The following is a 20,637-nucleotide window of genomic DNA, read 5'->3' on the forward strand; positions in this document are numbered from 1 at the left end:
GCCGACCGGCGCCGGTCGGGCGCGCGGTCGGCCATGACATGGTGTCGGGACTCCGTGCGGGAACGACACGTCCCGGGAGGCATGCGGCGCGAGCGGTGCGCGCCGTGCTCCCGGGGCGTGACTACTTCGCGTCGGACTCGCCGTCGGTCTTCTTCGGCTCTGCTGCGTCGGCCTGCGCGCCGGTCGTCTCGTCGGCGTCGTCGGCCGTGTCCTTCTTACCGAGGTCGACGGGCTTGTCGGCGGAGGCGTCGGCGGCGGGCTCGTCCGTTTCGGTGAGGGAGGAGACGTCGTCCGGCACGACCGCGCCGTCGGCCTTCAGGTGGTGCTCGATGCCGTGCACGATGCGGTTGTACTCGTCGTCGGTCAGGACGGCGCCGATCGCGTTCTTCGCGAAGAGCAGCTCCACCCCCGGGCCCGCGTCCAGCAGGACCGTGTCGTCGTTGACCTCCTTGACCGTCGCGTACATGCCCCCGATGGTGCGGACGCCGGAGCCGGGCTGCATCTGGTTCCGCATGGTCACGGCCTGCTGTTGCTTCTTCTTGGCCGAGCGCGTCATCAGGAACATGGCCGCGATGAGCACGATGAAGGGGAGAAGGGTCAAGGTATTCACGGGACGGAGTTTCCTTCGCACGACCGCTCGATCGGCGGCCTGGTGGATGGGAGTGGTCGGCACCGCCCACAAGGGCGGCATCGGCGGAGTCTAAGCGAGTCCGCACGCATGGAACAACGCCCAGCATGGCACCCGGGTTCCTGCCCGTGCGAGTCCCGCGCCGTCACGCACCGAACAGGCCCTGTTGTCCGTTTGCCCCGGTCGTTCCACGGGTTCCGGCCCCGGCCGCGCCGCTCGGGGCGGTGAGGCCGAGATGGACCCAGGCGGCCGGCGTGGCCACCCGCCCGCGCGGGGTACGGGCGAGCAGCCCCTCCCTGACCAGGAAGGGCTCGGCCACCTCCTCCACGGTCTCACGTTCCTCCCCCACCGCGACGGCCAGTGTGGAGAGTCCCACAGGGCCACCGCCGAACAGTTTGAGCAGGGCCTCCAGAACGGCCCGGTCGAGGCGGTCGAGGCCCCGCGCGTCCACCTCGTACACACGGAGCGCCGCCGCGGCGATCTCACGGGTGATCACCCCATCGGCCTTGACCTGCGCATAGTCCCTCACCCGGCGCAGCAGCCGGTTGGCGATACGGGGCGTGCCACGCGAGCGTCCGGCGATCTCCGCCGCGCCGTCGGTGTCGATCTCCACGTCCAGCAGGTTCGCCGAGCGGTGGATGACGCGCTTCAACTCGGTGGGCTCGTAGAACTCCATGTGCGCGGTGAAGCCGAAGCGGTCGCGCAGCGGCGGCGGCAGCAGGCCCGCGCGCGTGGTGGCGCCGACCAGGGTGAACGGCGGCAGCTCCAGGGGAATGGCGGTGGCGCCCGGGCCCTTGCCGACGATCACGTCGACCCGGAAGTCCTCCATCGCCATGTAGAGCATCTCCTCGGCGGGCCGGGACATGCGGTGGATCTCGTCGAGGAAGAGGACCTCGCCCTCCTGGAGGGAGGAGAGGATCGCGGCGAGGTCGCCGGCGTGCTGGATGGCGGGACCGCTGGTGATGCGAATGGGGGCGCCCATCTCGGCCGCGATGATCATCGACAGCGTGGTCTTGCCGAGGCCGGGGGCGCCGGACAGGAGGACGTGATCGGCGGTGGCTCCCCGGGCGCGCGCAGCGCGCAGCACGAGGTCGAGCTGCTCACGGACCTTCTCCTGGCCGATGAACTCGTCCAGGTCCTTGGGGCGCAGCGCGGCCTCGACGGCCTGGTCGTCACGGTCGGCGACAGAACCCACCAGCCGCTCGGGGGCGGGGGTGTCGGTCGTGTCGTCCCAGTTCATGGAGTGTGCCTCGCGGTCTCGTGGGGGGCGGATCGGTTCAGCGGGCGCGCATCGGTTCAGCGGGCGCGGTTCAGGGTCTGCAGGGCCGCCTTCAGAAGCGTGCCCACCTGGGGCGTTCCCTGGCCGGCCTCGGCCTGCGGGGCGACCGCGGCCACGGCCTCGTCCGCCTCGCGGGTCGCGTACCCGAGGCCGATCAGGGCGGCGTGCAGCTGGTCGCGCCAGCCGGTGGTGGCCGGCGCGCCGGCCACGGGTGCGCCGGTCGGCCGGCCCAGCCGGTCCTTCAGCTCCAGCAGCAGCTTCTGGGCGCCCTTCTTGCCGATGCCCGGCACGGCCGTGAGGGCCTTCTCGTCGCCGGTGGCCACGGCGCGGCGCAGGGCGTCCGGGGTGTGGACGGCCAGCATCGCCTGGGCCAGGCGGGGGCCGACGCCGCTCGCGGTCTGGAGCAGCTCGAAGACCTGGCGCTCGTCGTCGTCCGCGAAGCCGTACAGCGTCAGCGAGTCCTCCCGCACGACCAGGGAGGTGGCGAGCCTGGTCTGCCGGCCCGTCCGGAGCCCGGAGAGGGTGTTCGGCGTGCACTGGACGGCGAGGCCGATGCCGCCCACCTCGACCACGGCGGAGTCCGGGGCGAGGGCGGCGACGGGGCCGCTGACGAAGGCGATCATGCGGTACGGCCTTTCGAGGCGTGCAGGGCGACGGCCTGCTGGAGTCGGTTCTGGGCGGGGGCGCGCCAGATGTGGCAGATGGCGAGGGCGAGGGCGTCCGCGGCGTCGGCGGGCTTCGGCGGCGCGTCCAGCCGCAGCAGCCGGGTGACCATGGCGCCGACCTGGGCCTTGTCGGCGCGTCCGGTGCCGGTGACGGCGGCCTTGACCTCGCTCGGGGTGTGCAGGGCGACGGGGATGCCGCGGCGGGCGGCGCAGAGCATGGCGACAGCGCTGGCCTGGGCGGTGCCCATGACCGTCCGCACGTTGTGCTGGCTGAAGACGCGCTCCACGGCGACGAACTCCGGCCGGTGTTCGTCCAGCCAGTGCTCGATGCCCTGCTCGACGGCGACGAGGCGGTGCCCCAGGTCGGCGTCGACGGGTGTACGGACGACTCCCACGCCGAGCAGCGTCAGCGGCCGGCCGGGCACGCCCTCGACGACGCCGACGCCACACCGGGTGAGTCCCGGGTCCACCCCCAGTACGCGCACCCCCGTGCCTCCCTTCGCTCTCCCCCAGCCACCGCTGGGCGGTACCCCCTGTTCGTGCAGGCTATCGGGTGCCACCGACAACGACGGGCAAAGCGACGGGCCGACGGGGGGTGTCCCGTCGGCCCGGTCGGTTCGCGTCGGATCTAGGCGTCGACCTTCTCCATGACCTCGTCGCTGACGTCGAAGTTGGCGAAGACGTTCTGCACGTCGTCGCTGTCCTCGAGCGCGTCGATCAGCTTGAAGATCTTCTTGGCGCCCTCTTCATCGAGCTCGACCTGCATGGTCGGCACGAAGTTGGCCTCGGCGGAGTCGTAGTCGATCCCGGCCTCCTGGAGGGCGCTGCGGACCGCGACCAGGTCGGTGGCCTCGCTGATCACCTCGAAGGACTCACCGAGATCGTTGACCTCCTCGGCGCCCGCGTCGAGTACGGCGCCCAGGACGTCGTCCTCGGTCAGGTCACCCTTGGGGACGATCACCACGCCCTTGCGGTTGAACAGGTACGACACGGATCCCGGGTCGGCCATGGAGCCGCCGTTGCGGGTCATGGCGACACGGACGTCCGAGGCGGCGCGGTTGCGGTTGTCGGTGAGGCACTCGATGAGCACCGCGACACCGTTGGGGCCGTAGCCCTCGTACATGATCGTCTCGTAGTCGGCGCCGCCGGCCTCCAGGCCCGCGCCGCGCTTGACCGCCGAGTCGATGTTCTTGTTCGGGACCGACTGCTTCTTGGCCTTCTGGATGGCGTCGTAGAGAGTCGGGTTGCCGTCGGCGTCCGCGCCTCCCGTCCGGGCCGCGACCTCGATGTTCTTGATCAGCTTCGCGAAGAGCTTGCCGCGCTTGGCGTCGATCACGGCCTTCTTGTGCTTCGTCGTGGCCCATTTAGAGTGGCCGGACATCTGCCTGTCTCCTTCGCGTAACCCATCTCTGTACGAACGCCAGAGATCCTACAAGGACTCCGGTGTCCGGTTGGCGCGCACCATGTCGACGAACAGGGAGTGCACGCGGTGGTCGCCGGTCAGCTCCGGGTGGAACGACGTGGCCAGAGCGTTGCCCTGGCGTACGGCCACGATGTGACCGTCGTGCTCGGCGAGCACCTCGGCCTGGGCGCCCACGGACTCGACCCAGGGGGCCCGGATGAAGACGCCCTCTACAGGATCGCCCTCGACGCCGTGGACGTCGACCGCCGCCTCGAACGACTCGTTCTGCCGTCCGAAGGCGTTGCGGCGCACGATCATGTCGATGCCGCCGATGGTCTCCTGTCCGGAGCGCGGGTCGAGGATCTTGTCGGCGAGCATGATCATGCCCGCGCAGGTGCCGTAGACGGGCATGCCCGCACGCACGCGCGCGCGGAGGGGTTCCATCACTCCGAAGAGGACGGCCAGCTTGGAGATGGTGGTGGACTCGCCGCCGGGGATGACGAGGCCGTCGACCTCGGCGAGCTCTTCGGAGCGCCGCACCGGCCTGGCCACGGCGTCGGCCGCGGCCAGGGCGATGAGGTGCTCCCGTACGTCGCCCTGGAGAGCCAGGACGCCTATGACGGGTGCGTCGGTCATGTACGTGGTGTCCTCGGTGGGGTCGGGCTGTGTCAGGGCCGGGGTGCGTCTTACCAGCCGCGGTTGGCGTAGCGCTCGTTCTCGGGGAGGACGTCGCAGTTGATGCCGACCATGGCCTCACCGAGGTTGCGGGACGCCTCCGCGATGATCTTCGGGTCGTCGTAGAAGGTGGTGGCCTTCACGATGGCGGCGGCACGCTTGGCCGGGTCGCCGGACTTGAAGATGCCGGATCCGACGAACACGCCCTCGGCGCCGAGCTGGCACATCAGCGCGGCGTCCGCGGGGGTGGCGACACCGCCGGCGGAGAACAGCACGACCGGAAGCTTGCCCAGCTCGGCGACCTCCTTGACCAGCTCGTACGGGGCGCGCAGCTCCTTGGCGGCGGCGTACAGCTCGTGGTTGTCGAGGCCGCGCAGACGGGCGATGTCGCCCTTGATCTGGCGCAGGTGGCGAACGGCCTCGACGACGTTGCCGGTACCGGCCTCGCCCTTGGACCGGATCATCGCGGCGCCCTCGGCGATACGGCGCAGGGCCTCGCCCAGGTTGGTGGCGCCACAGACGAACGGCGTGGTGAAGGCCCACTTGTCGGAGTGGTTGACCTCGTCGGCCGGGGTGAGGACCTCGGACTCGTCGATGTAGTCGACGCCGAGGGACTGGAGCACCTGGGCCTCGACGAAGTGGCCGATCCGGGACTTGGCCATGACCGGGATGGACACGGCGTTGATGATGCCCTCGATCATGTCCGGGTCCGACATGCGGGCGACGCCGCCGTCCTTGCGGATGTCGGCCGGAACCCGCTCCAGGGCCATGACGGCGACGGCGCCCGCGTCCTCGGCGATCTTCGCCTGCTCGGGCGTGACGACGTCCATGATCACGCCGCCCTTGAGCTGCTCGGCCATGCCGCGCTTGACACGGGCCGTGCCGGTCTCGGGAGTCTGGGGGGTGGAGAGCGTGCTGGACACGGTTCGACCTCACTCGGGAAAAAGGCTGATTTCTGCTGGACCGAGGAAACGCCGGGTGAACAGGCCACGGCAAGGGCCAATGGGGAGGCGGTGGATCGTTTTGGGTGAGGGCGCGCCCCCGGCGGCCCCTACGGCACGGGCCGCACGCCCCGGGCGACAGCGGTCCGCACCGCCCTGTATGGCGCGGATCCGCACGCCCCGTCCCTCACACCACCGACCGGTCCGTCAGCGCCACCGGGGGCTCGTCGTCCATCTCGAAGGCCATCGGGAACGGGGCGTGGCCCGCCAGCCGGAACCAGCGCACCTTGCGGTGACGGCGCAGCGCCCGGGCCGCGCGTACGGCGTCGTTGTGGAACCTCCGGGCCATCGGCACCCGGCGCACGGCCTCGGTCAGCTCACGGGCCGCCGCCTCGCCGCCGGGCGCCTCCCGCACCGCCTCCACCTGCTGGGTCTCGCCGAACACGGCCCGCAGCGCCTGGCTGAGCTCGCTCTCGGCGACCTCGCGCTGCTCCTCCTCCGCCTGCCGGGCCGCGTGGGCGGCCTCGTACAGCACGATCGACGCGGCCGGATCGAGCACCCCCGAGGTCGCCAGCTCCTGGGCGACGGAGGCCCGGCGCAGCAGCTGGGCGTCGAGCGCGGCGCGCGTCGCGTCGATACGGGAGTGCAGCCGGTCCAGGCGGCCCGCGGTCCAGCTCAGATAGAGGCCGATCGCGACAAGGGCGACGAGGATCCAGATGAGGGTTGCGGTCACGGGCGGCAAGGCTACCGGGCGGCCCGGCGGCCGGTGTCGGGTGCCGGGCTCAGTCGCGGACCAGGCCCAGGCGGGCTCGCAGGCCCGTCCGTTCGTCCGTGGCCACCGCGGCCGCGCCGTCCGTCACCGTCTCGTAGACCGACAGGATGTCCGCGCCGACCGTCGACCAGTCGAAGCGCCGCACATGGGCGCTGCCGCGCGCCCGCAGTTCCGCGCGGCGCTCGGGGTCCGCCAGCAGCCGCAGGGCCGCGTCGGCGAGCGCGTCGGCGTCCTCGTTGGCGAACAGCTCGCCGGCCGCCCCCTGGTCGAGGACCTGGGCGAAGGCGTCCAGATCGGAGGCGAGCACGGGCGCGCCCGCCGACATCGCCTCGACCAGGACGATCCCGAAGCTCTCGCCCCCGGTGTTGGGCGCCACGTACAGGTCGACGCTGCGCAGGAAGCGCGCCTTGTCCTCGTCGCTGATCATGCCGAGGAACTCCACGCGCGGGCGCAGCTCGGCGGGGAGCGTCTCCACCGCCTCCTCCTCGTCGCCCCGGCCGGCCACCAGCAGCCGGGTGCCCGGGCGCGCGGCCAGGATCTTCGGCAGGGCCTTCATGAGGACCGGCAGGCCCTTGCGGGGCTCGTCGATGCGGCCTATGAAGCCGATGGTGTTGCCCGCCTGTTCCCCGCGGCCCTCGACGGAGCCTCGCGCTTCCTCGGACTGCCACTCGGCCTTGGGTTCGGCCTTCGCGAAGAAGTCGACGTCCACGCCGTTCGGGATCACCACGGCGTCGCCGCCCAGGTGTTCGACGAGCGTGCGCCGCGCGTACTCGCTCACCGCGATGCGCGCGCTGATCTTCTCCAGGGCCGCCTGGAGGATCGAGTAGGCGGCGACCATCGCCCGCGAGCGCGGGTTGGAGGTGTGGAAGGTCGCCACGATCGGGCCCTGCGCCGCCCAGCAGGCCAGCAGGCCCAGCGAGGGCGAGGCCGGCTCGTGGATGTGGATCACGTCGAACCCGCCCTCGTGCAGCCAGCGCCGCACCCGGGCCGCGCTGAGGAAGCCGAAGTTCAGCCGGGCCACCGAGCCGTTGTACGGCACCGGGACCGCGCGGCCGGCGGAGACGACGTAGGGCGGCAACGGGGTGTCGTCGTCCGCGGGGGCGAGGACGGAGACCTCGTGCCCGAGGCGGATGAAGTACTCGGCCAGATCCCGGATGTGGAACTGGACGCCGCCCGGCACGTCCCAGGAGTACGGGCAGACGATGCCGATCCTCACTCCGTACCCTCCCGTGGGGCCCTGTTCCGGGGCTCCTTGCCGGAATCCAGGTCGGCGAGCCACAAGCGCTGCAGCATGTGCCAGTCCTCCGGGTGCTCGGCGATCCCCGTGGCGAAGGCGTCTGCCAGCGCCTGTGTCATGACAGACGTCTTCTCGGCCCGGGTACCTGACTCGGGTACCTCGATCGGGGGATGCACGCGCCCGCGCATGACGGGCGAGTCGTCATACCAGAGCGTCACCGGCAGGAGCAGCGCGCCGGTCTGCTGGGCGAGCAGCGCCGGTCCCGCGGGCATGCGCGCGGTCTCCCCGAAGAAGGTCACCTCGACGCCGGAGGCCGACAGATCGCGGTCGGCGACCAGGCAGACGAGTCCGCCGTCGCGCAGCCGCCGGGCCAGGGTGCCGAACGCCGAGCCGCCGCTGTGCGGGAGCACCTCCATGCCGAGGCCCTCGCGGTAGGCGACGAAGCGGTCGTAGAGCGTCTCGGGCTTCAGCCGCTCGGCGACCGTCGTGAACGGCGTCTCCAGTTTCGTGGTGACCCAGGCGCCCGCCAGGTCCCAGTTGGCCAGGTGCGGCAGCGCGAGGACGACGCCCTTGCCCGTGGCCAGTCCGTCGGTGAGGAAGTGCAGGTCCTTGGGGTCGAAGCCGTCCTTGATGCGCTCCGCGCTCCAGGACGGGAGCCGGAAGGACTCCATCCAGTAGCGCAGATACGAGCGCATGCCCGCCCGCGACAGCTCGGCGAGCCGCTCGGGGCTCGCGCCGGGCACCACGCGCGCGTAGTTGCTCTCGAGCCGCTGCACGCCCTTGCCGCGCTGTCTCCAGGCGACGTCGGCGATGGTCCGGCCGAGCCGGGTGGCGACGGGCTCGGGCAGTGTCCTGACCGCGCCCCAGCCGAGTCCGTAGAGCCCGTCGGTGAGCCGCTCCCGCAGGCTGGTCACGTCGTCACCCCGCTTCTGTGCACGTCCTTCACTGTGCCGTCCCGCTTCCGTGCGAGGCGTTCCGGTTGTGGTGATCCGCCGCCGCCTCCGCCTCGGCGGATTCCCGGCGAACCGTGACGACCCGCTGGATCAGAGTGATCAGGCTGCCGACGGCGACGATCCACAGCGCGATCGGCAGCAGCACCTGGATGCCGGGCACGCCGAACTTGTGCAGACCCGCGAACCCAGCCGCGACCAGCGAGATGACCAGCCGCTCGGCCCGCTCGACGAGTCCGTTCACGGCGACGGGCAGGCCGATCGACTCGCCGCGGGCCTTGGTGTACGACACCACCTGGCCGCTGGCCAGACAGAAGATCGAGACCGCGCACAGGACGTTGTCGTTGCCGTTGCCCGCGTACCACAGGGCGAAGCCGCCGAAGATCGCGCCGTCGGCGACCCGGTCGAGGGTGGAGTCCAGGAAGGCGCCCCAGCGGCTGGTGCGGCCGAGCTGGCGGGCCATGTTGCCGTCGACGAGGTCCGAGAACACGAACAGGGTGATGACGACCGTGCCCCAGAAGAACTCGCCCCGGGGGTAGAAGACCAGCGCGCCCGCGATCACGCCGGCGGTACCGATGAGCGTGACCGTGTCAGGGCTCACGCCCCTGCGGATCAGAAACGCGGCGAACGGTGTGAGGACACGCGTGAAGAATGCACGCGCGTACTTGTTCAGCATGGCCTTCCCGACGGTCGGTGAGCCGCGCGGCCCCTGCTGGCCACCGGCTGGCCCATCGTAGCCACGCGCGTGTGTGCGCGACGGCCGGGCACCCACAGCCCGTGTCACGTCCCGGCCGGCGCCGGGGTCAGGGGCGAACGCCGCGGGCGCTGCCCGCGGGTGGCGGGATGCCGTCCTTCGTATGGACGCACCGTGACGGGAGTGCAAAGCTCGAAGACACCGCGGGCGTCACCGGATCCGCCTACCGCACGCGGGTCCGCATGTCCGCGCCCACAGAGACCTCACCGTGCACGGGAGGCAAGGCCATGGGCGACAAGGCGAACGTACACCCTGGAGCCGCCGGCAGGGCTACGGCGGCCGACCACCCCGCGTCCGTACGGAATGTGGTGCTGGTCGGCCACAGCGGATCCGGCAAGACGACACTGGTGGAGGCTCTCGCGCTGACCGCGGGAGCGGTGAACCGGGCGGGCCGCGTGGAGGACGGCGGCACCGTCTCCGACTACGACGAGATCGAGCACCGGCAGCAGCGTTCGGTGCAGCTCTCGCTGGTCCCCGTCGAATGGGACGGGGTCAAGATCAATCTGCTGGACACTCCCGGATACGCCGACTTCGTCGGGGAGCTGCGGGCCGGTCTGCGCGCTGCGGACGCGGCCCTCTTCGTGGTCTCTGCCGCGGACGGGGTGGACGGCTCCACCCGCATGGTCTGGGACGAGTGCGCGGCCGTCGGGATGCCGCGCGCCCTCGTGATCACGCACCTGGAGGCCGCCCGGGCCGACTTCGAGGAGATGACCCGGGTGTGCGCGCAGGAGTTCGGCCGGGACGACCCCGACGCCGTACTGCCCCTGTACCTGCCGTTGCACGGCCCTCAGGGGCACGACGGGCACGCGCCTGTGACCGGGCTGGTCGGGCTGCTGTCGCAGCAGCTGTTCGACTACTCCTCCGGCGAGCGCAAGGAGACCGAGCCGGGGCCCGAACATCTGCCGCTGATCGAGGACGCCCGCAACCGGCTCATCGAGGGGATCATCTCCGAGAGCGAGGACGAGACCCTCATGGACCGCTATGTGGGCGGCGAGGAGATCGACATCGGCACCCTGGTGCAGGACCTGGAGCGGGCGGTCGCGCGGGGGGTCTTCTTCCCGGTGCTCGCCGCCGCGCCGGCGGCCGAGGGCGCCCGCCAGGGACTCGGCACCGTCGAGCTGCTGGAACTGATCACGGGCGGCTTCCCCACCCCGCTGGAGCGGGAGGCGGCCGCGGTCACCACCCCCGACGGCAAGCCCCGTGAACTCGCGCTCTGCGACCCCTCGGGGCCCCTGGTGGCGGAGGTCGTCAAGACGTCCTCCGACCCCTATGTGGGCCGTATCTCGCTGGTCCGCGTCTTCTCCGGCACCCTGCGTCCCGACGACACGGTCCATGTCTCCGGGCACGGATTGTCCGACCGCGGCCACGAGGACCACGACGTCGACGAGCGCATCGGCGCCCTGTCCGCCCCCTTCGGCAAGCAGCAGCGCCCGCTCGCGCAGTGCATCGCGGGCGACCTGGCGTGCGTGGCGAAACTGAACCGGGCCGAGACCGGCGACACCCTGTCCGCCAAGGACGACCCGCTGCTCATGGCGCCCTGGGAAATGCCGGACCCGCTGCTGCCGCTCGCCATCCAGGCGCACAGCAAGCCGGACGAGGACAAGCTCAGCCAGGGGCTCGCCCGGCTGGTCGCCGAGGATCCGACCATGCGGCTCGAACAGAACCAGGACACCCACCAGGTGGTGCTGTGGTGCCTGGGCGAGGCGCACGCGGACGTGGCCCTGGAGCGGCTGCGCAGTCGCTACGGGGTCCAGGTGGACGTGGTGCCGCACAAGGTCTCCCTCCGGGAGACGTTCGCGGGGCCGTCCGGCGGGCGCGGGCGGCACGTCAAGCAGTCCGGCGGGCACGGCCAGTACGCGATCTGCGAGATCCAGGTGGAACCGCTGCCCGGCGGCTCCGGCATCGAGTTCGTCGACAAGGTGGTCGGCGGGGCCGTGCCCCGGCAGTTCATCCCGTCCGTCGAGAAGGGCGTGCGCGCCCAGGCCGCCAAGGGCGTGGCCACCGGGCACCCCCTCGTGGACGTGCGGGTCACGCTCCTCGATGGCAAGGCGCACTCCGTGGACTCCTCGGACGCCGCCTTCCAGACGGCGGGCGCGCTCGCGCTGCGCGAGGCGGCGGCCGACGCGACGATCCACCTTCTGGAACCGGTCGCCGAGGTCTCGGTGCTCGTCGGCGACGACTACGTCGGCGCCGTGATGAGCGACCTGTCCACACGCCGTGGCCGGGTCCTGGGCACCGAACAGACGAGTGGCGGCAGGACGTTGGTACGGGCCGAGGTGCCGGAGATCGAGATCGGCCGGTACGCGGTCGACCTCCGCTCCCTCTCGCACGGCACGGCACGCTTCAGCCGCTCCTACGCGCGGCACGAGCCGATGCCGCCGCAGCTCGCCCAGAAGATCCGCGAAGAGGCGCAGCGCTCCGCGTAGCCCGGCCCTGCACGTCTCCCTCCCCCCGGCGGGCGGCTTCTTGGCCGTCCGCCGACGGATGTCAGCGGCTGCGGATACGCTGATGACCTGATCAAGTTGAGACGCGATCACCACGATGACCTGTTCAACAGGTGTGCGGGGCAAGGAAGTCGGGAAGGCCGCAGAAGCGGGTTCGGCGGCGAGGGGGCGGGCAGTGACGGACGGATTCGATTTCAGCCCCGGGGCACAGGTGCCCCTCTCGGGCTCGGCGGGCCAGACGGCGGCGACCTATGCCCTGGCCTCGGCGGCCTACCGGGACGCGAAGGTCGAGACGATCCTCGACGCCAACAACGAATGGCACGAGTCGAAGGTCAGCCCTCCCCGTCCCTGGGCCAGGCTCTTCCGGCCGAACCTCGGCGAGGCCTTCTCGCTCGCGGTGCGCGACCGCATGCTGGGCGCCGACCGCAAGCCGCTCATCCAGTCCTTCGGCACCGAGCCCCAGGTGGTCGTGGAGCACTGCCTGGCCGCGCACCGCATCCGCCGGGAGCGCGACAACTGGCTCACGGCGGTGACCGTGCTGTGCGGGGTGCTCTTCCTGCCCGGGCTGCTCGTGTGGCTGCTGGTCTTCTCGATCCGCGCCACCATCGCCAAGCGGGACGCCAAGCGCGGGTCCGCCCTCGGCACCACGCTGCTGGTCGCGGTGGGCGCCCTCGCCGTGATCTTCCTGATCCGGATGCCGTTCACGGGCTTCTGGGGGTGGTATGCGCGCGCGGCGGTGGTCCTGCCGGTGATCGGCTGGTACTGGGCGAAGCAGATCTGTGAGCGGACCGCGCGGGACCTGCGTGAGCGCTGGGAGAGCCTGCTCGCCGGCGGCGGCCTGGGCGCGAAGATCCCCGAGGCGGTGCCGGGCAGCCCCGGGGAGAACTCCGCCGAGCGGCTGCGCCAGGCGCTCGTCCGGCTGAGCGCCGAGCAGCGGTCCAACTCCGTCTTCTACGCGGGGCCCAAGGGCATCCTCGGCATGGGCACGCGCTGGGGCAGCTGGCAGCTCGCCGAGGATCTCGTGCCGCGCGACCCGGACAAGGAGATCCACCCCTTCCGCAGCTGGGACGTGATCAAGGCGATCCACGACCAGCTGAGCATGCTGGAGCGCGGCCCGCTGAACACGGGCGGCTTCCCGACCCCGTCGATCAGGCACTGGATCGTCAGCCCGATCGGCGAGAAGGCCGGGGAGGTGTCCCGCCCCGAGGGCACGGACGTGGACGCGTACCAGATCAAAACGCACGCGATACAGGAGATCTGCAACAAGCAGCAGTTCGGCGGCGGTGAGCGGCACTATCTCGGGGTCCAGTGGACTCTGTGGGACGGCCAGCTGGTCCTCACCATGCTGATCACGGTGACGGTCCTGCACGAGACGCTGCGCATCGAGGTCACCGGGCACGCCCTGGGGCCGGTGAACGCGCTGTTCACGACCAAGCCCGCGGCGCCGACCAGGAAGGTGCAGAAGCAGATCAGGTTCTGGGAGACCCGCGAGGTGAAGCTCCCGCTGGTCGACACGGACGAGGTGGTGCGCCTGGCGGTCCGCGCCCCACTGACCTGGTATCCGCCGGTGCTGAACTGGCTCGGCGGCTCGCTGACCCTGCCGGAGCCCTTCGGTCTGCGTCACGCCTGGGCGGACCAGCCGTGGCGCCACCGCTTCATGGCGGACGACGCGCTGCGGGCGGCCACTCCGGTGCTGCGCGTGGTGCACGCGGCGGCGATCCGGGTGCTGGAGGAGAACGGCGTGGACACGGAGAAGTTCGGGACGCGGTCGGCGTTCCTCAGCACGCAGGTGCAGGATCCGATGCCGCGGAAGGCCGACGTCTACGACGCCTAGCGTCCGAGGCGGTCCTGCCGCGCCGCCGGGTGGCCCGGCAGGGCCGGGGCTGCCGCACCGGAGCCGTCAGGGCTTCGCCCTCACGCCGTGGGCCAGGCCTCGGCCAGCATCGCGCGGGTGTCGGCCAGCAGTTGCGGCAGCACCTTGGTGTGGCCGACCACCGGCATGAAGTTCGTGTCGCCGCCCCAGCGCGGGACGATGTGCTGGTGCAGGTGGGCCGCGATGCCCGCGCCGGCGACCGTGCCCTGGTTCATGCCGATGTTGAAGCCGTGGGCGCCGGAGGCGGTGCGCAGGGCGGTCATCGCCTGTTTGGTCAGCTCGGCCAGCTCCGCGGTCTCCGGCTCCGTGAGATCGGTGTAGTCGGCGACGTGGCGGTAGGGCACGACCATCAGATGGCCACCGTTGTACGGGTACAGGTTCAGGACCGTGTAGACCTGCTCGCCGCGCTTGACGATCAGCCCGTCCTCGTCGGACTTGGCCGGGATGGTGCAGAACGGGCAGCCGTCATCGGCGCCCGGACCGGTCGGCTTGTTCTCGCCCTGGATGTAGGCCATCCGGTGGGGCGTCCACAGGCGCTGGAACGCGTCCTGCGTCCCCACTCCGATCTGCTGCTCCGGCTCACTCGTCATGCAGTGCAGCATATGACTTCACCCGTGTGCGGCGTGGCGGCGGCCCTCGGACGCATCGGTCCCGGGCCGCCGGGCCGATGGAACGAGGCATCGGTACGGACCGCTGGGCGCCGTGGGCGTGGTGCCGTCCGCGGTGCGGTCCGGGAGACGAGGCATCGGTACGGACCGCTGGGCGCCGTGGGCGTGGTGCCGTCCGCGGTGCGGTCCGGGAGACGAGGCATCGCTACGGACCGCTGGGCGCCGTGGGCGTGATGCGGTCCGGGAGACGAGGCAGGGCCCTCGGGGCGCAGCGCTCCCCGAGGGCCCTGATGCCGTATGCGGATCGGACGCACACCTCAGAGGCGCGATCAGACCTGCGCCCGCTCCTCGACGACCTTCACGATCTTCGCGATGGCCTCGTCGAACGGGATGGCGTTCTCCTGCGAGCCGTCCCGGTAGCGGAAGGACACCGATCCGTTCGACATGTCCTCGTCGCCCGCGATGACCATGAAGGGGACCTTCTGCTTCTGGGCGTTGCGGATCTTCTTCTGCATACGGTCCGAGGAGGAGTCGACCTCGACGCGCAGGCCCTTCTTCCGGGCGGCCTCGGCGAACCGGTGCAGGTACTCGACGTGGGCGTCACCGATCGGGATGCCGATGGCCTGGACCGGTGCGAGCCACGCCGGGAAGGCACCCGCGTAGTGCTCGAGCAGCACCGCGAAGAACCGCTCGATGGAGCCGAACAGGGCGCGGTGGATCATGACCGGGCGCTGCTTGGAGCCGTCCGCGGACGTGTACTCCAGGTTGAAGCGCTCCGGCAGGTTGAAGTCCAGCTGGACCGTCGACATCTGCCAGGTGCGGCCGATCGCGTCCTTGGCCTGGACGGAGATCTTCGGGCCGTAGAAGGCGGCGCCGCCCGGGTCCGGGACCAGCGGCAGGCCCTGCTTCTCGGCGACCTGGCGGAGGGTCTCGGTGGCCTCCTCCCAGGCCTCGTCGGAACCGACGTACTTCTCCGGGTCCTTGGTGGACAGCTCCAGGTAGAAGTCGGTCAGGCCGTAGTCGCGCAGCAGGTTCAGCACGAAGGTGAGCGTCTTGTCGAGCTCGTCGGCCATCTGCTCGCGCGTGCAGTAGATGTGCGCGTCGTCCTGAGTGAAGCCGCGGGCACGGGTCAGGCCGTGCACGACACCCGACTTCTCGTACCGGTACACGGTGCCGAACTCGAACAGGCGCAGCGGCAGTTCGCGGTAGGAGCGGCCGCGCGCGTCGAAGATCAGGTTGTGCATCGGGCAGTTCATGGGCTTGAGGTAGTAGTCCACGCCCTCGTCGAGCTGCATGGGCGGGTACATGCCGTCGGCGTACCAGTCCAGGTGGCCCGAGGTCTCGAAGAGCTTCCCCTTCGTCGCGTGCGGGGTGTAGACGAACTCGTAGCCCTCTTCCTCGTGGCGGCGCCGCGAGTAGTCCTCCATCACACGGCGGACGATGCCGCCCTTGGGGTGGAAGACGGCGAGGCCGGAGCCGATCTGCTCCGGGATGGAGAACAGGTCGAGCTCGCTGCCCAGCTTGCGGTGGTCGCGCTTCTCGGCCTCGGCGAGGAAGTCCAGGTACGCCTTCAGCTCCTCCTTGGAAGGCCAGGCCGTGCCGTAGATGCGCTGGAGCATCGGGTTCTTCTCGCTGCCGCGCCAGTAGGCGGCCGCGTTGCGCATCAGCTTGAACGCCGGGATCAGCCGGGTCGAGGGCAGGTGGGGACCGCGGCAGAGGTCCTTCCAGCACAGCTCGCCGGTCTTGGCGTCCAGGTTGTCGTAGATCGTCAGCTCGCCGGCGCCGACCTCGACGTCCGCGCCGTCCTCGCTGGACGCCGAGCCCTTGAGGCCGATCAGCTCCAGCTTGTACGGCTCGTCCGCCAGCTCCTCGCGGGCGGCCTCGTCGGTGACGACGCGGCGGGAGAAGCGCTGGCCGCGCTTCTGGATCTCCTGCATCTTCTTCTCGATGGCCTTGAGATCCTCGGGGGTGAACGGCCGCGCCACGTCGAAGTCGTAGTAGAAGCCGTCCTTGACCGGCGGGCCGATGCCCAGCTTGGCCTCGGGGAAGATCTCCTGCACGGCCTGCGCCATCACATGCGCGGTGGAGTGGCGCAGGATGTTGAGGCCGTCCTCGGAGGTGATCTCGACGCCCTCGACGGTCTCGCCGTCCCGCACCGCGTAGCCGAGATCCTTCAGTTCGCCGGCCACGCGCGCGGCGATGATCGAGCGCTCGGCGGCGAAGAGGTCGGCGGCCGTAGTGCCCGTCGTCACCACGCGCTCTTCCCGCTCGGAATCGCGTTGGATGATCACACGGACGTCTGACACCGGTCTCTCCTGACTGCTGGCGGATGCGGCGCCATACCTGGAGCGCGCGCATGACTGGGATCGTACCGACCCACGGCCGCCCACCGCGAAACGGTTGTGGTCAGTCCCCCTCGCACGCCTCCTCGAAGATGTCCGTGTCCTTCGCGTCCTGGAGCGACTTCATCAGCCGGTCCCGTTCGGCCTCGTCCACCTGCACCGGAACCACCCCGGACGCGTCCACGAGGCGCCGGAAGCCGCCCCGGCTCTCCAGCCGCCCGTGCACCCGCACCGGCAGCCCGACGAGATGGGCGTAACACGCTGTCCGGTACGCCTCCTCGTCCAGGGTCATCCGTACCTGCGGCACCTCGGCCCCGGCGATGACCCGCAGCCGGACCGTGCCCTCGCCGCGCGGCGAGGAGCGGCGCAGACGTACGACGGAGCCGGTGATCCGCACCGGGACGGACGGCTCCTCGCGCAGATAGCGGGCGCCGGCCTCGCGCAGGACGGGCAGGTCTCCCGGCGAGAACTCGACGGGCTCGGCGGGCGTCGCACCGCCCTCGGGCACGCCGGCGGCAGGTGCCCACTCGACGGCGATACGGGCACCCTCGGAACCGCGCACAAAGGCCACCAGGGCCTCGGTCAGCTCACGGCTCACACCCGCCTCGACGGCGGCGTCGAAGGCGTCCATGCCTCCGGTGGCGCGCTGGTAGTCGACGGCCTCCCGGGCCGCGTAGAGCGCCTGGTGCAGCCGTACGGCGAGCGGCCGGCCGGTGGCGACGGGGACGAAGGCGGTGAGCCGGCGGCCCCCGGGGGCGGCGCCGACCAGTACGTCCTCCAGGGATGCGACGGCCGGCCTGCGGTGCCGGGCGCCGTAGTAGCCCGCACGCGCGCGGGTGGCGAGCGCGGCGGCCAGCAGCATGCCGCGGGCGGCGGAGCGCAGCTCGTCCTCGACGGCCCAGGGCGCGGTGCCCACGGGTCCCGTGGGCACGTCCCGCCACCAGTGGATCTCGTCACTGGGCACGGAGAGCCCGACCAGCACGTCACGGGCGGAGGGCGAGCCGCTGCGGGAGAGGGCGAGCAGGGCCTCGCCGAGCAGGTCGTCGCTGTCGGGGAAGGCCCGGCTCTCCGGCACCAGCAGGCTGGTGCCGCCGCTGCCCGGACCGGGCGGGGTCCACCGGCCGTAGCGCCCCGGGGCGCCGCCGCGGCGCTGCCAGCCGTGCCGGTGCAGGAGGGCGCCGAGCACGGCGGGATCGACCTGGTCCGGTGCGGGCGGCTGGTTCCACGGCGGCTCCGCGGGGTGTGGTCGGACGGCGCGGAGTGGCTCGTCGAGGGGACGGTGGGTCACGGTCTGCCTCCCGTTCCGACCCGGGTCATGATCTCGCACAGGGCACGGTCGTCGAAGATGCGCGCGGTGGGGATGCGCACGGTGGTGCGGTGCCGGCCTGTGATCGGGTGTCCGGCCAGATTGATCCAGTAGCAGCAGTGCCGCAGGTCGAGGCGGTCGTGGCCGGCCCGCAGCCACTGCTCCTGGGACCGTGGCACGATCATCACTACGAGGATCTTGTGCACGGAGACGGGGGTGCGGGCCAGCTTCGCCAGGTGCTCGTTGTCGAGCGTGAAGGAGAAGAAGCGGCCCGGAGGGTTCGGCGGGATCTGGTAGGTGCACTTGAGCTGCACCTTGATGGTGACCTCGTCATCGACGGTGTGGCCGGGGGCGCTGTGGCTGACGTGCCAGTCGATGCCGTTGTCCGGAAAGGGCTGGGACAGCGAGCAGCCGGCCGCGGCGGCGACCGCGTGCAGATATCCCACCTGCAGTGTCTCCATGCAGGCGGTGGTGGCGAGTGTGCCGCGAAGGGGGCCCGTGCGTTCGGGCAGCAGCCCGCCCCGCTCGGGCTGCGCTATCGCCATGGCCAACAGCCTTCCCCGTCGGATCGATCCCCGTGACGGGTCGCTGAACTGCAAAGACCCGTACTCCTGTTGTCTCCTCCCGGCGTACGACGCAAACAGCCCGGGTATCACCAAACGGGCAGAAGACGGTACGTCAACTGCCGAAGATGAACAAGGAGTTGAGTTCGTATGGCGTGCTGGTACGAGGGCCCCTTGGCCGCGTTCGACACGGAGACCACGGGCGTGGACGTCGAGACCGACCGGATCGTGTCGGCCGCCGTCGTCGTCCAGGACGCACCGGGCACCCGGCCGAGGGTGAGCCGGTGGCTGGTGAACCCGGGCGTGCCGGTGCCCGCGGAGGCGACGGCGGTGCACGGACTGACGGAGGAACATCTCCAGCACAACGGCCGCTGGCCGTCGCCGGTGATGGAGGAGATAGCCAGGGAGCTGGGCGAACATGCCGCGCTGGGACGGCCGTTGGTCGTGATGAACGCGCCGTTCGATCTGACGCTCCTGGACCGGGAGTTGCGCCGTCACCGCGCCTCCGCGCTGGACCGCTGGTTCGCGTCGGAGCCGCTGTGCGTGCTCGACCCGCGGGTCCTCGACAAGCATTTGGACCGCTACCGCAAGGGCCGTCGCACCCTCACCGACCTCTGCGCGCACTACGGCGTCGCCCTGGAGGGGGCACACGACGCGGCGGCGGACGCGATGGCCGCCCTGGACGTCGTACGGGCGCTCGGGCGCCGTTACGCGGCCCGTCTGGAGCGGCTGACGCCGGTCGAGCTGCACACCCTGCAGACCGGGTGGCATGCGGCGCAGGCACGGGGGCTCCAGGCGTGGTTCGCGCGCAGCGGCTCGGAGGAGGTGGTGGACCCGGCCTGGCCGCTGCGCCCGGAGCTGCCGGCGGCCGCCTGACGTGGGCCCGCGGGCGGGAGGCAGCCCTTCCGGACCCCGGCACCCCGCACACGAAAAACCGGTCCGTCTGTGACGGACCGGTCTTCTCCGGGTGGGCGATACTGGGTTCGAACCAGTGGCCTCTTCGGTGTGAACGAAGCGCTCTCCCACTGAGCTAATCGCCCGGGAACGCTGTGAAGAATACAGGTCCGGGGCCGGTTCGTTCAAACCGCTCGCAGACGCGCGAGCAGTCCCCTGCGTCCCGCCCGCATCATGAGCCAGTGGTTCGCGCGGAAGACGGGCCGCCCGGGCACGGCCCAGCGCCTGAGCAACGGCTTGGTGACCTCGACTTCCTGGTCGTAGCGGGCGAGGGTGCCGGAGGCGGTCGCGGTGACCGTCCAGCGGGCCCAGCCCTCGAGGTCGCCGGAGAGCGCGGCCTGAAGGACCCCGGCCGCCGGGTCGCGCCGCACCTCCCGCGCGGTGAAGGTGATGTCGTACGGGAGCAGCGAGCGGACCCGGACGACGTCGGTGGTGTCGTCGAGCCGGATCACCTCCCGCACCTGGGGCCACCACCTCGGGTAGTCCTCGCCGCGCTCCAGCACCGCGTACACGGCCGCGGGGGGCGCGGGCAGCGGCCACAGGCTGCGGAAGCGGTAGTGGTTCCGGTCCATGGACAGAGTGTGCCCGGGAGCGCCGCGGGTATCTGAGTATCCGTACTCATGCCGTACGCGGTGCGGCGGACCAGACTCGCGGTGCGAGCGCCGTCGCCCGTGCGGCGGCGCTCGCGGCACCCGCCCGTCGTCGAATTCCCGGCATCCACCTCGGACTTGAGGCCGGGAACAACGCCTCTTCCGCCGTACTCCCGGGGAATGCGCCGGTGTTGTGGAATACGTCCGTGGGATTCCCGTCGGCCGCCTGATCCGGAACTTCTCCCAAAAGGCCAGGGAAAACGGAAGTCCGTCTTCACCTCGCTCTCCGGGTGCTTCCCTTTCGACGAGCCCGGCGGGACTGGTTGACCCTCTTCCCGATCCACTTCGCGCGCGCCGGCGCCCACGAGGCGCAGTGGACCGTGACCGTTTCCCGCGGCGATGCCCTCACGGTCGTGAATCGATTAAGGAAAGCGCTTGCCGAGCTGGGCCCGCAGGGGGTGCGCATACGACGAGGGTGGCGGGGGGGGGGGGGGCGCGCGCCCCCCCCCCCCCCCCGGGGGGGGGGGGGGGGGCGCGGGCCCCCCCCCCCCCCGCCACCCTCGGTGCTGTGGGCGATACTGGGATCGAACCAGTGACCTCTTCGGTGTGAACGAAGCGCTCTCCCGCTGAGCTAATCGCCCGGGCGCAGGAAGA

The 20,637-nt window shown here is 71.3% G+C and carries 19 protein-coding genes and 2 tRNA genes; 3 read left to right on the forward strand and 18 right to left on the reverse strand.

The genetic code is table 11. The annotated features are described in order from the left end of the window. Positions 1-121 precede the first annotated feature (121 nt). The 11 genes from yajC to pgsA all read right to left on the reverse strand — a co-directional run bounded on the left by yajC (position 122) and on the right by pgsA (position 9,225). Positions 122-610 carry a preprotein translocase subunit YajC gene (gene yajC, locus ACIP94_RS20630; RefSeq protein WP_402427269.1) on the reverse strand — a complete coding sequence of 163 codons (489 nt, stop codon included), beginning with the start codon at positions 608-610 and terminating at the stop codon, positions 122-124. 163 nt (positions 611-773) lie between these two features. Then, positions 774-1,868, reverse strand: a complete 1,095-nt coding sequence (ruvB, locus tag ACIP94_RS20635; protein ID WP_402427272.1) for a Holliday junction branch migration DNA helicase RuvB — start codon at positions 1,866-1,868, stop codon at positions 774-776. 56 nt (positions 1,869-1,924) lie between these two features. Further along, the gene (gene ruvA, locus ACIP94_RS20640; RefSeq protein WP_402427275.1) at positions 1,925-2,530 is read right to left on the reverse strand and encodes a Holliday junction branch migration protein RuvA; all 606 of its coding nucleotides are present in this window, start codon (positions 2,528-2,530) and stop codon (positions 1,925-1,927) included. Beyond that, positions 2,527-3,057, reverse strand: a complete 531-nt coding sequence (gene ruvC, locus ACIP94_RS20645) for a crossover junction endodeoxyribonuclease RuvC (protein ID WP_402427278.1) — start codon at positions 3,055-3,057, stop codon at positions 2,527-2,529. The genes ruvA and ruvC overlap by 4 nt, the downstream gene beginning before the upstream one ends. Before the next feature lie 143 nt (positions 3,058-3,200). Continuing rightward, entirely contained in the window at positions 3,201-3,953 is a 753-nt protein-coding gene (locus ACIP94_RS20650) for a YebC/PmpR family DNA-binding transcriptional regulator (RefSeq protein ID WP_402427280.1), read from the reverse strand. Between the two features lie 48 nt (positions 3,954-4,001). Further along, on the reverse strand, positions 4,002-4,610 hold the full coding sequence (pdxT, locus tag ACIP94_RS20655; RefSeq protein ID WP_402427283.1) for a pyridoxal 5'-phosphate synthase glutaminase subunit PdxT: 609 nt from the start codon (positions 4,608-4,610) through the stop codon (positions 4,002-4,004). A 50-nt stretch (positions 4,611-4,660) separates the two neighbouring features. Further along, positions 4,661-5,572, reverse strand: a complete 912-nt coding sequence (pdxS, locus tag ACIP94_RS20660) for a pyridoxal 5'-phosphate synthase lyase subunit PdxS (protein ID WP_402427286.1) — start codon at positions 5,570-5,572, stop codon at positions 4,661-4,663. Positions 5,573-5,777: 205 nt separating this feature from the next. Further along, positions 5,778-6,323, reverse strand: a complete 546-nt coding sequence (locus ACIP94_RS20665) for a hypothetical protein (protein WP_402427289.1) — start codon at positions 6,321-6,323, stop codon at positions 5,778-5,780. Between the two features lie 49 nt (positions 6,324-6,372). Continuing rightward, positions 6,373-7,578, reverse strand: a complete 1,206-nt coding sequence (locus ACIP94_RS20670) for a glycosyltransferase family 4 protein (protein ID WP_402427292.1) — start codon at positions 7,576-7,578, stop codon at positions 6,373-6,375. Further along, positions 7,575-8,513, reverse strand: a complete 939-nt coding sequence (locus tag ACIP94_RS20675) for a phosphatidylinositol mannoside acyltransferase (protein ID WP_402427295.1) — start codon at positions 8,511-8,513, stop codon at positions 7,575-7,577. Before ACIP94_RS20675 ends, ACIP94_RS20670 begins: the two co-directional genes overlap by 4 nt. 28 nt (positions 8,514-8,541) lie before the next feature. Then, positions 8,542-9,225 (reverse strand): phosphatidylinositol phosphate synthase, encoded by a 684-nt coding sequence (pgsA, locus tag ACIP94_RS20680; protein WP_402427298.1) that lies wholly within the window; start codon positions 9,223-9,225, stop codon positions 8,542-8,544. A 305-nt stretch (positions 9,226-9,530) separates the two neighbouring features. Here pgsA and ACIP94_RS20685 point away from each other — a divergent pair, with 305 nt between their 5' ends. Further along, on the forward strand, positions 9,531-11,729 hold the full coding sequence (locus ACIP94_RS20685; protein ID WP_402427576.1) for an elongation factor G-like protein EF-G2: 2,199 nt from the start codon (positions 9,531-9,533) through the stop codon (positions 11,727-11,729). Between the two features lie 193 nt (positions 11,730-11,922). Beyond that, on the forward strand, positions 11,923-13,581 hold the full coding sequence (locus ACIP94_RS20690) for a hypothetical protein (RefSeq protein WP_402427300.1): 1,659 nt from the start codon (positions 11,923-11,925) through the stop codon (positions 13,579-13,581). A gap of 80 nt (positions 13,582-13,661) precedes the next feature. Here ACIP94_RS20690 and ACIP94_RS20695 read toward each other — a convergent pair whose 3' ends face one another. The 4 genes from ACIP94_RS20695 to ACIP94_RS20710 all read right to left on the reverse strand — a co-directional run bounded on the left by ACIP94_RS20695 (position 13,662) and on the right by ACIP94_RS20710 (position 18,421). Continuing rightward, on the reverse strand, positions 13,662-14,222 hold the full coding sequence (locus ACIP94_RS20695) for an HIT family protein (protein WP_402427303.1): 561 nt from the start codon (positions 14,220-14,222) through the stop codon (positions 13,662-13,664). 335 nt (positions 14,223-14,557) lie between these two features. After that, positions 14,558-16,534 carry a threonine--tRNA ligase gene (thrS, locus tag ACIP94_RS20700; RefSeq protein ID WP_402427306.1) on the reverse strand — a complete coding sequence of 659 codons (1,977 nt, stop codon included), beginning with the start codon at positions 16,532-16,534 and terminating at the stop codon, positions 14,558-14,560. Between the two features lie 100 nt (positions 16,535-16,634). Further along, positions 16,635-17,858: a hypothetical protein gene (locus ACIP94_RS20705; protein ID WP_402427309.1), complete on the reverse strand. Its 1,224-nt coding sequence runs from the start codon at positions 17,856-17,858 to the stop codon at positions 16,635-16,637. Further along, positions 17,855-18,421: a DUF4365 domain-containing protein gene (locus ACIP94_RS20710; RefSeq protein ID WP_365167226.1), complete on the reverse strand. Its 567-nt coding sequence runs from the start codon at positions 18,419-18,421 to the stop codon at positions 17,855-17,857. Before ACIP94_RS20710 ends, ACIP94_RS20705 begins: the two co-directional genes overlap by 4 nt. 168 nt (positions 18,422-18,589) lie before the next feature. Here ACIP94_RS20710 and ACIP94_RS20715 point away from each other — a divergent pair, with 168 nt between their 5' ends. Further along, positions 18,590-19,315 (forward strand): 3'-5' exonuclease, encoded by a 726-nt coding sequence (locus ACIP94_RS20715; protein WP_402427312.1) that lies wholly within the window; start codon positions 18,590-18,592, stop codon positions 19,313-19,315. A gap of 92 nt (positions 19,316-19,407) precedes the next feature. Here ACIP94_RS20715 and ACIP94_RS20720 read toward each other — a convergent pair. The 3 genes from ACIP94_RS20720 to ACIP94_RS20730 all read right to left on the reverse strand — a co-directional run bounded on the left by ACIP94_RS20720 (position 19,408) and on the right by ACIP94_RS20730 (position 20,624). Beyond that, a tRNA-Val gene (locus tag ACIP94_RS20720) sits at positions 19,408-19,479 on the reverse strand. A gap of 39 nt (positions 19,480-19,518) precedes the next feature. After that, positions 19,519-19,965: an SRPBCC family protein gene (locus ACIP94_RS20725; RefSeq protein WP_402427315.1), complete on the reverse strand. Its 447-nt coding sequence runs from the start codon at positions 19,963-19,965 to the stop codon at positions 19,519-19,521. Positions 19,966-20,552: 587 nt separating this feature from the next. Beyond that, a tRNA-Val gene (locus ACIP94_RS20730) sits at positions 20,553-20,624 on the reverse strand. Positions 20,625-20,637 lie beyond the last annotated feature (13 nt).

This window comes from Streptomyces sp. NPDC093261, from assembly GCF_044753645.1.
Classification (GTDB): domain Bacteria; phylum Actinomycetota; class Actinomycetes; order Streptomycetales; family Streptomycetaceae; genus Streptomyces.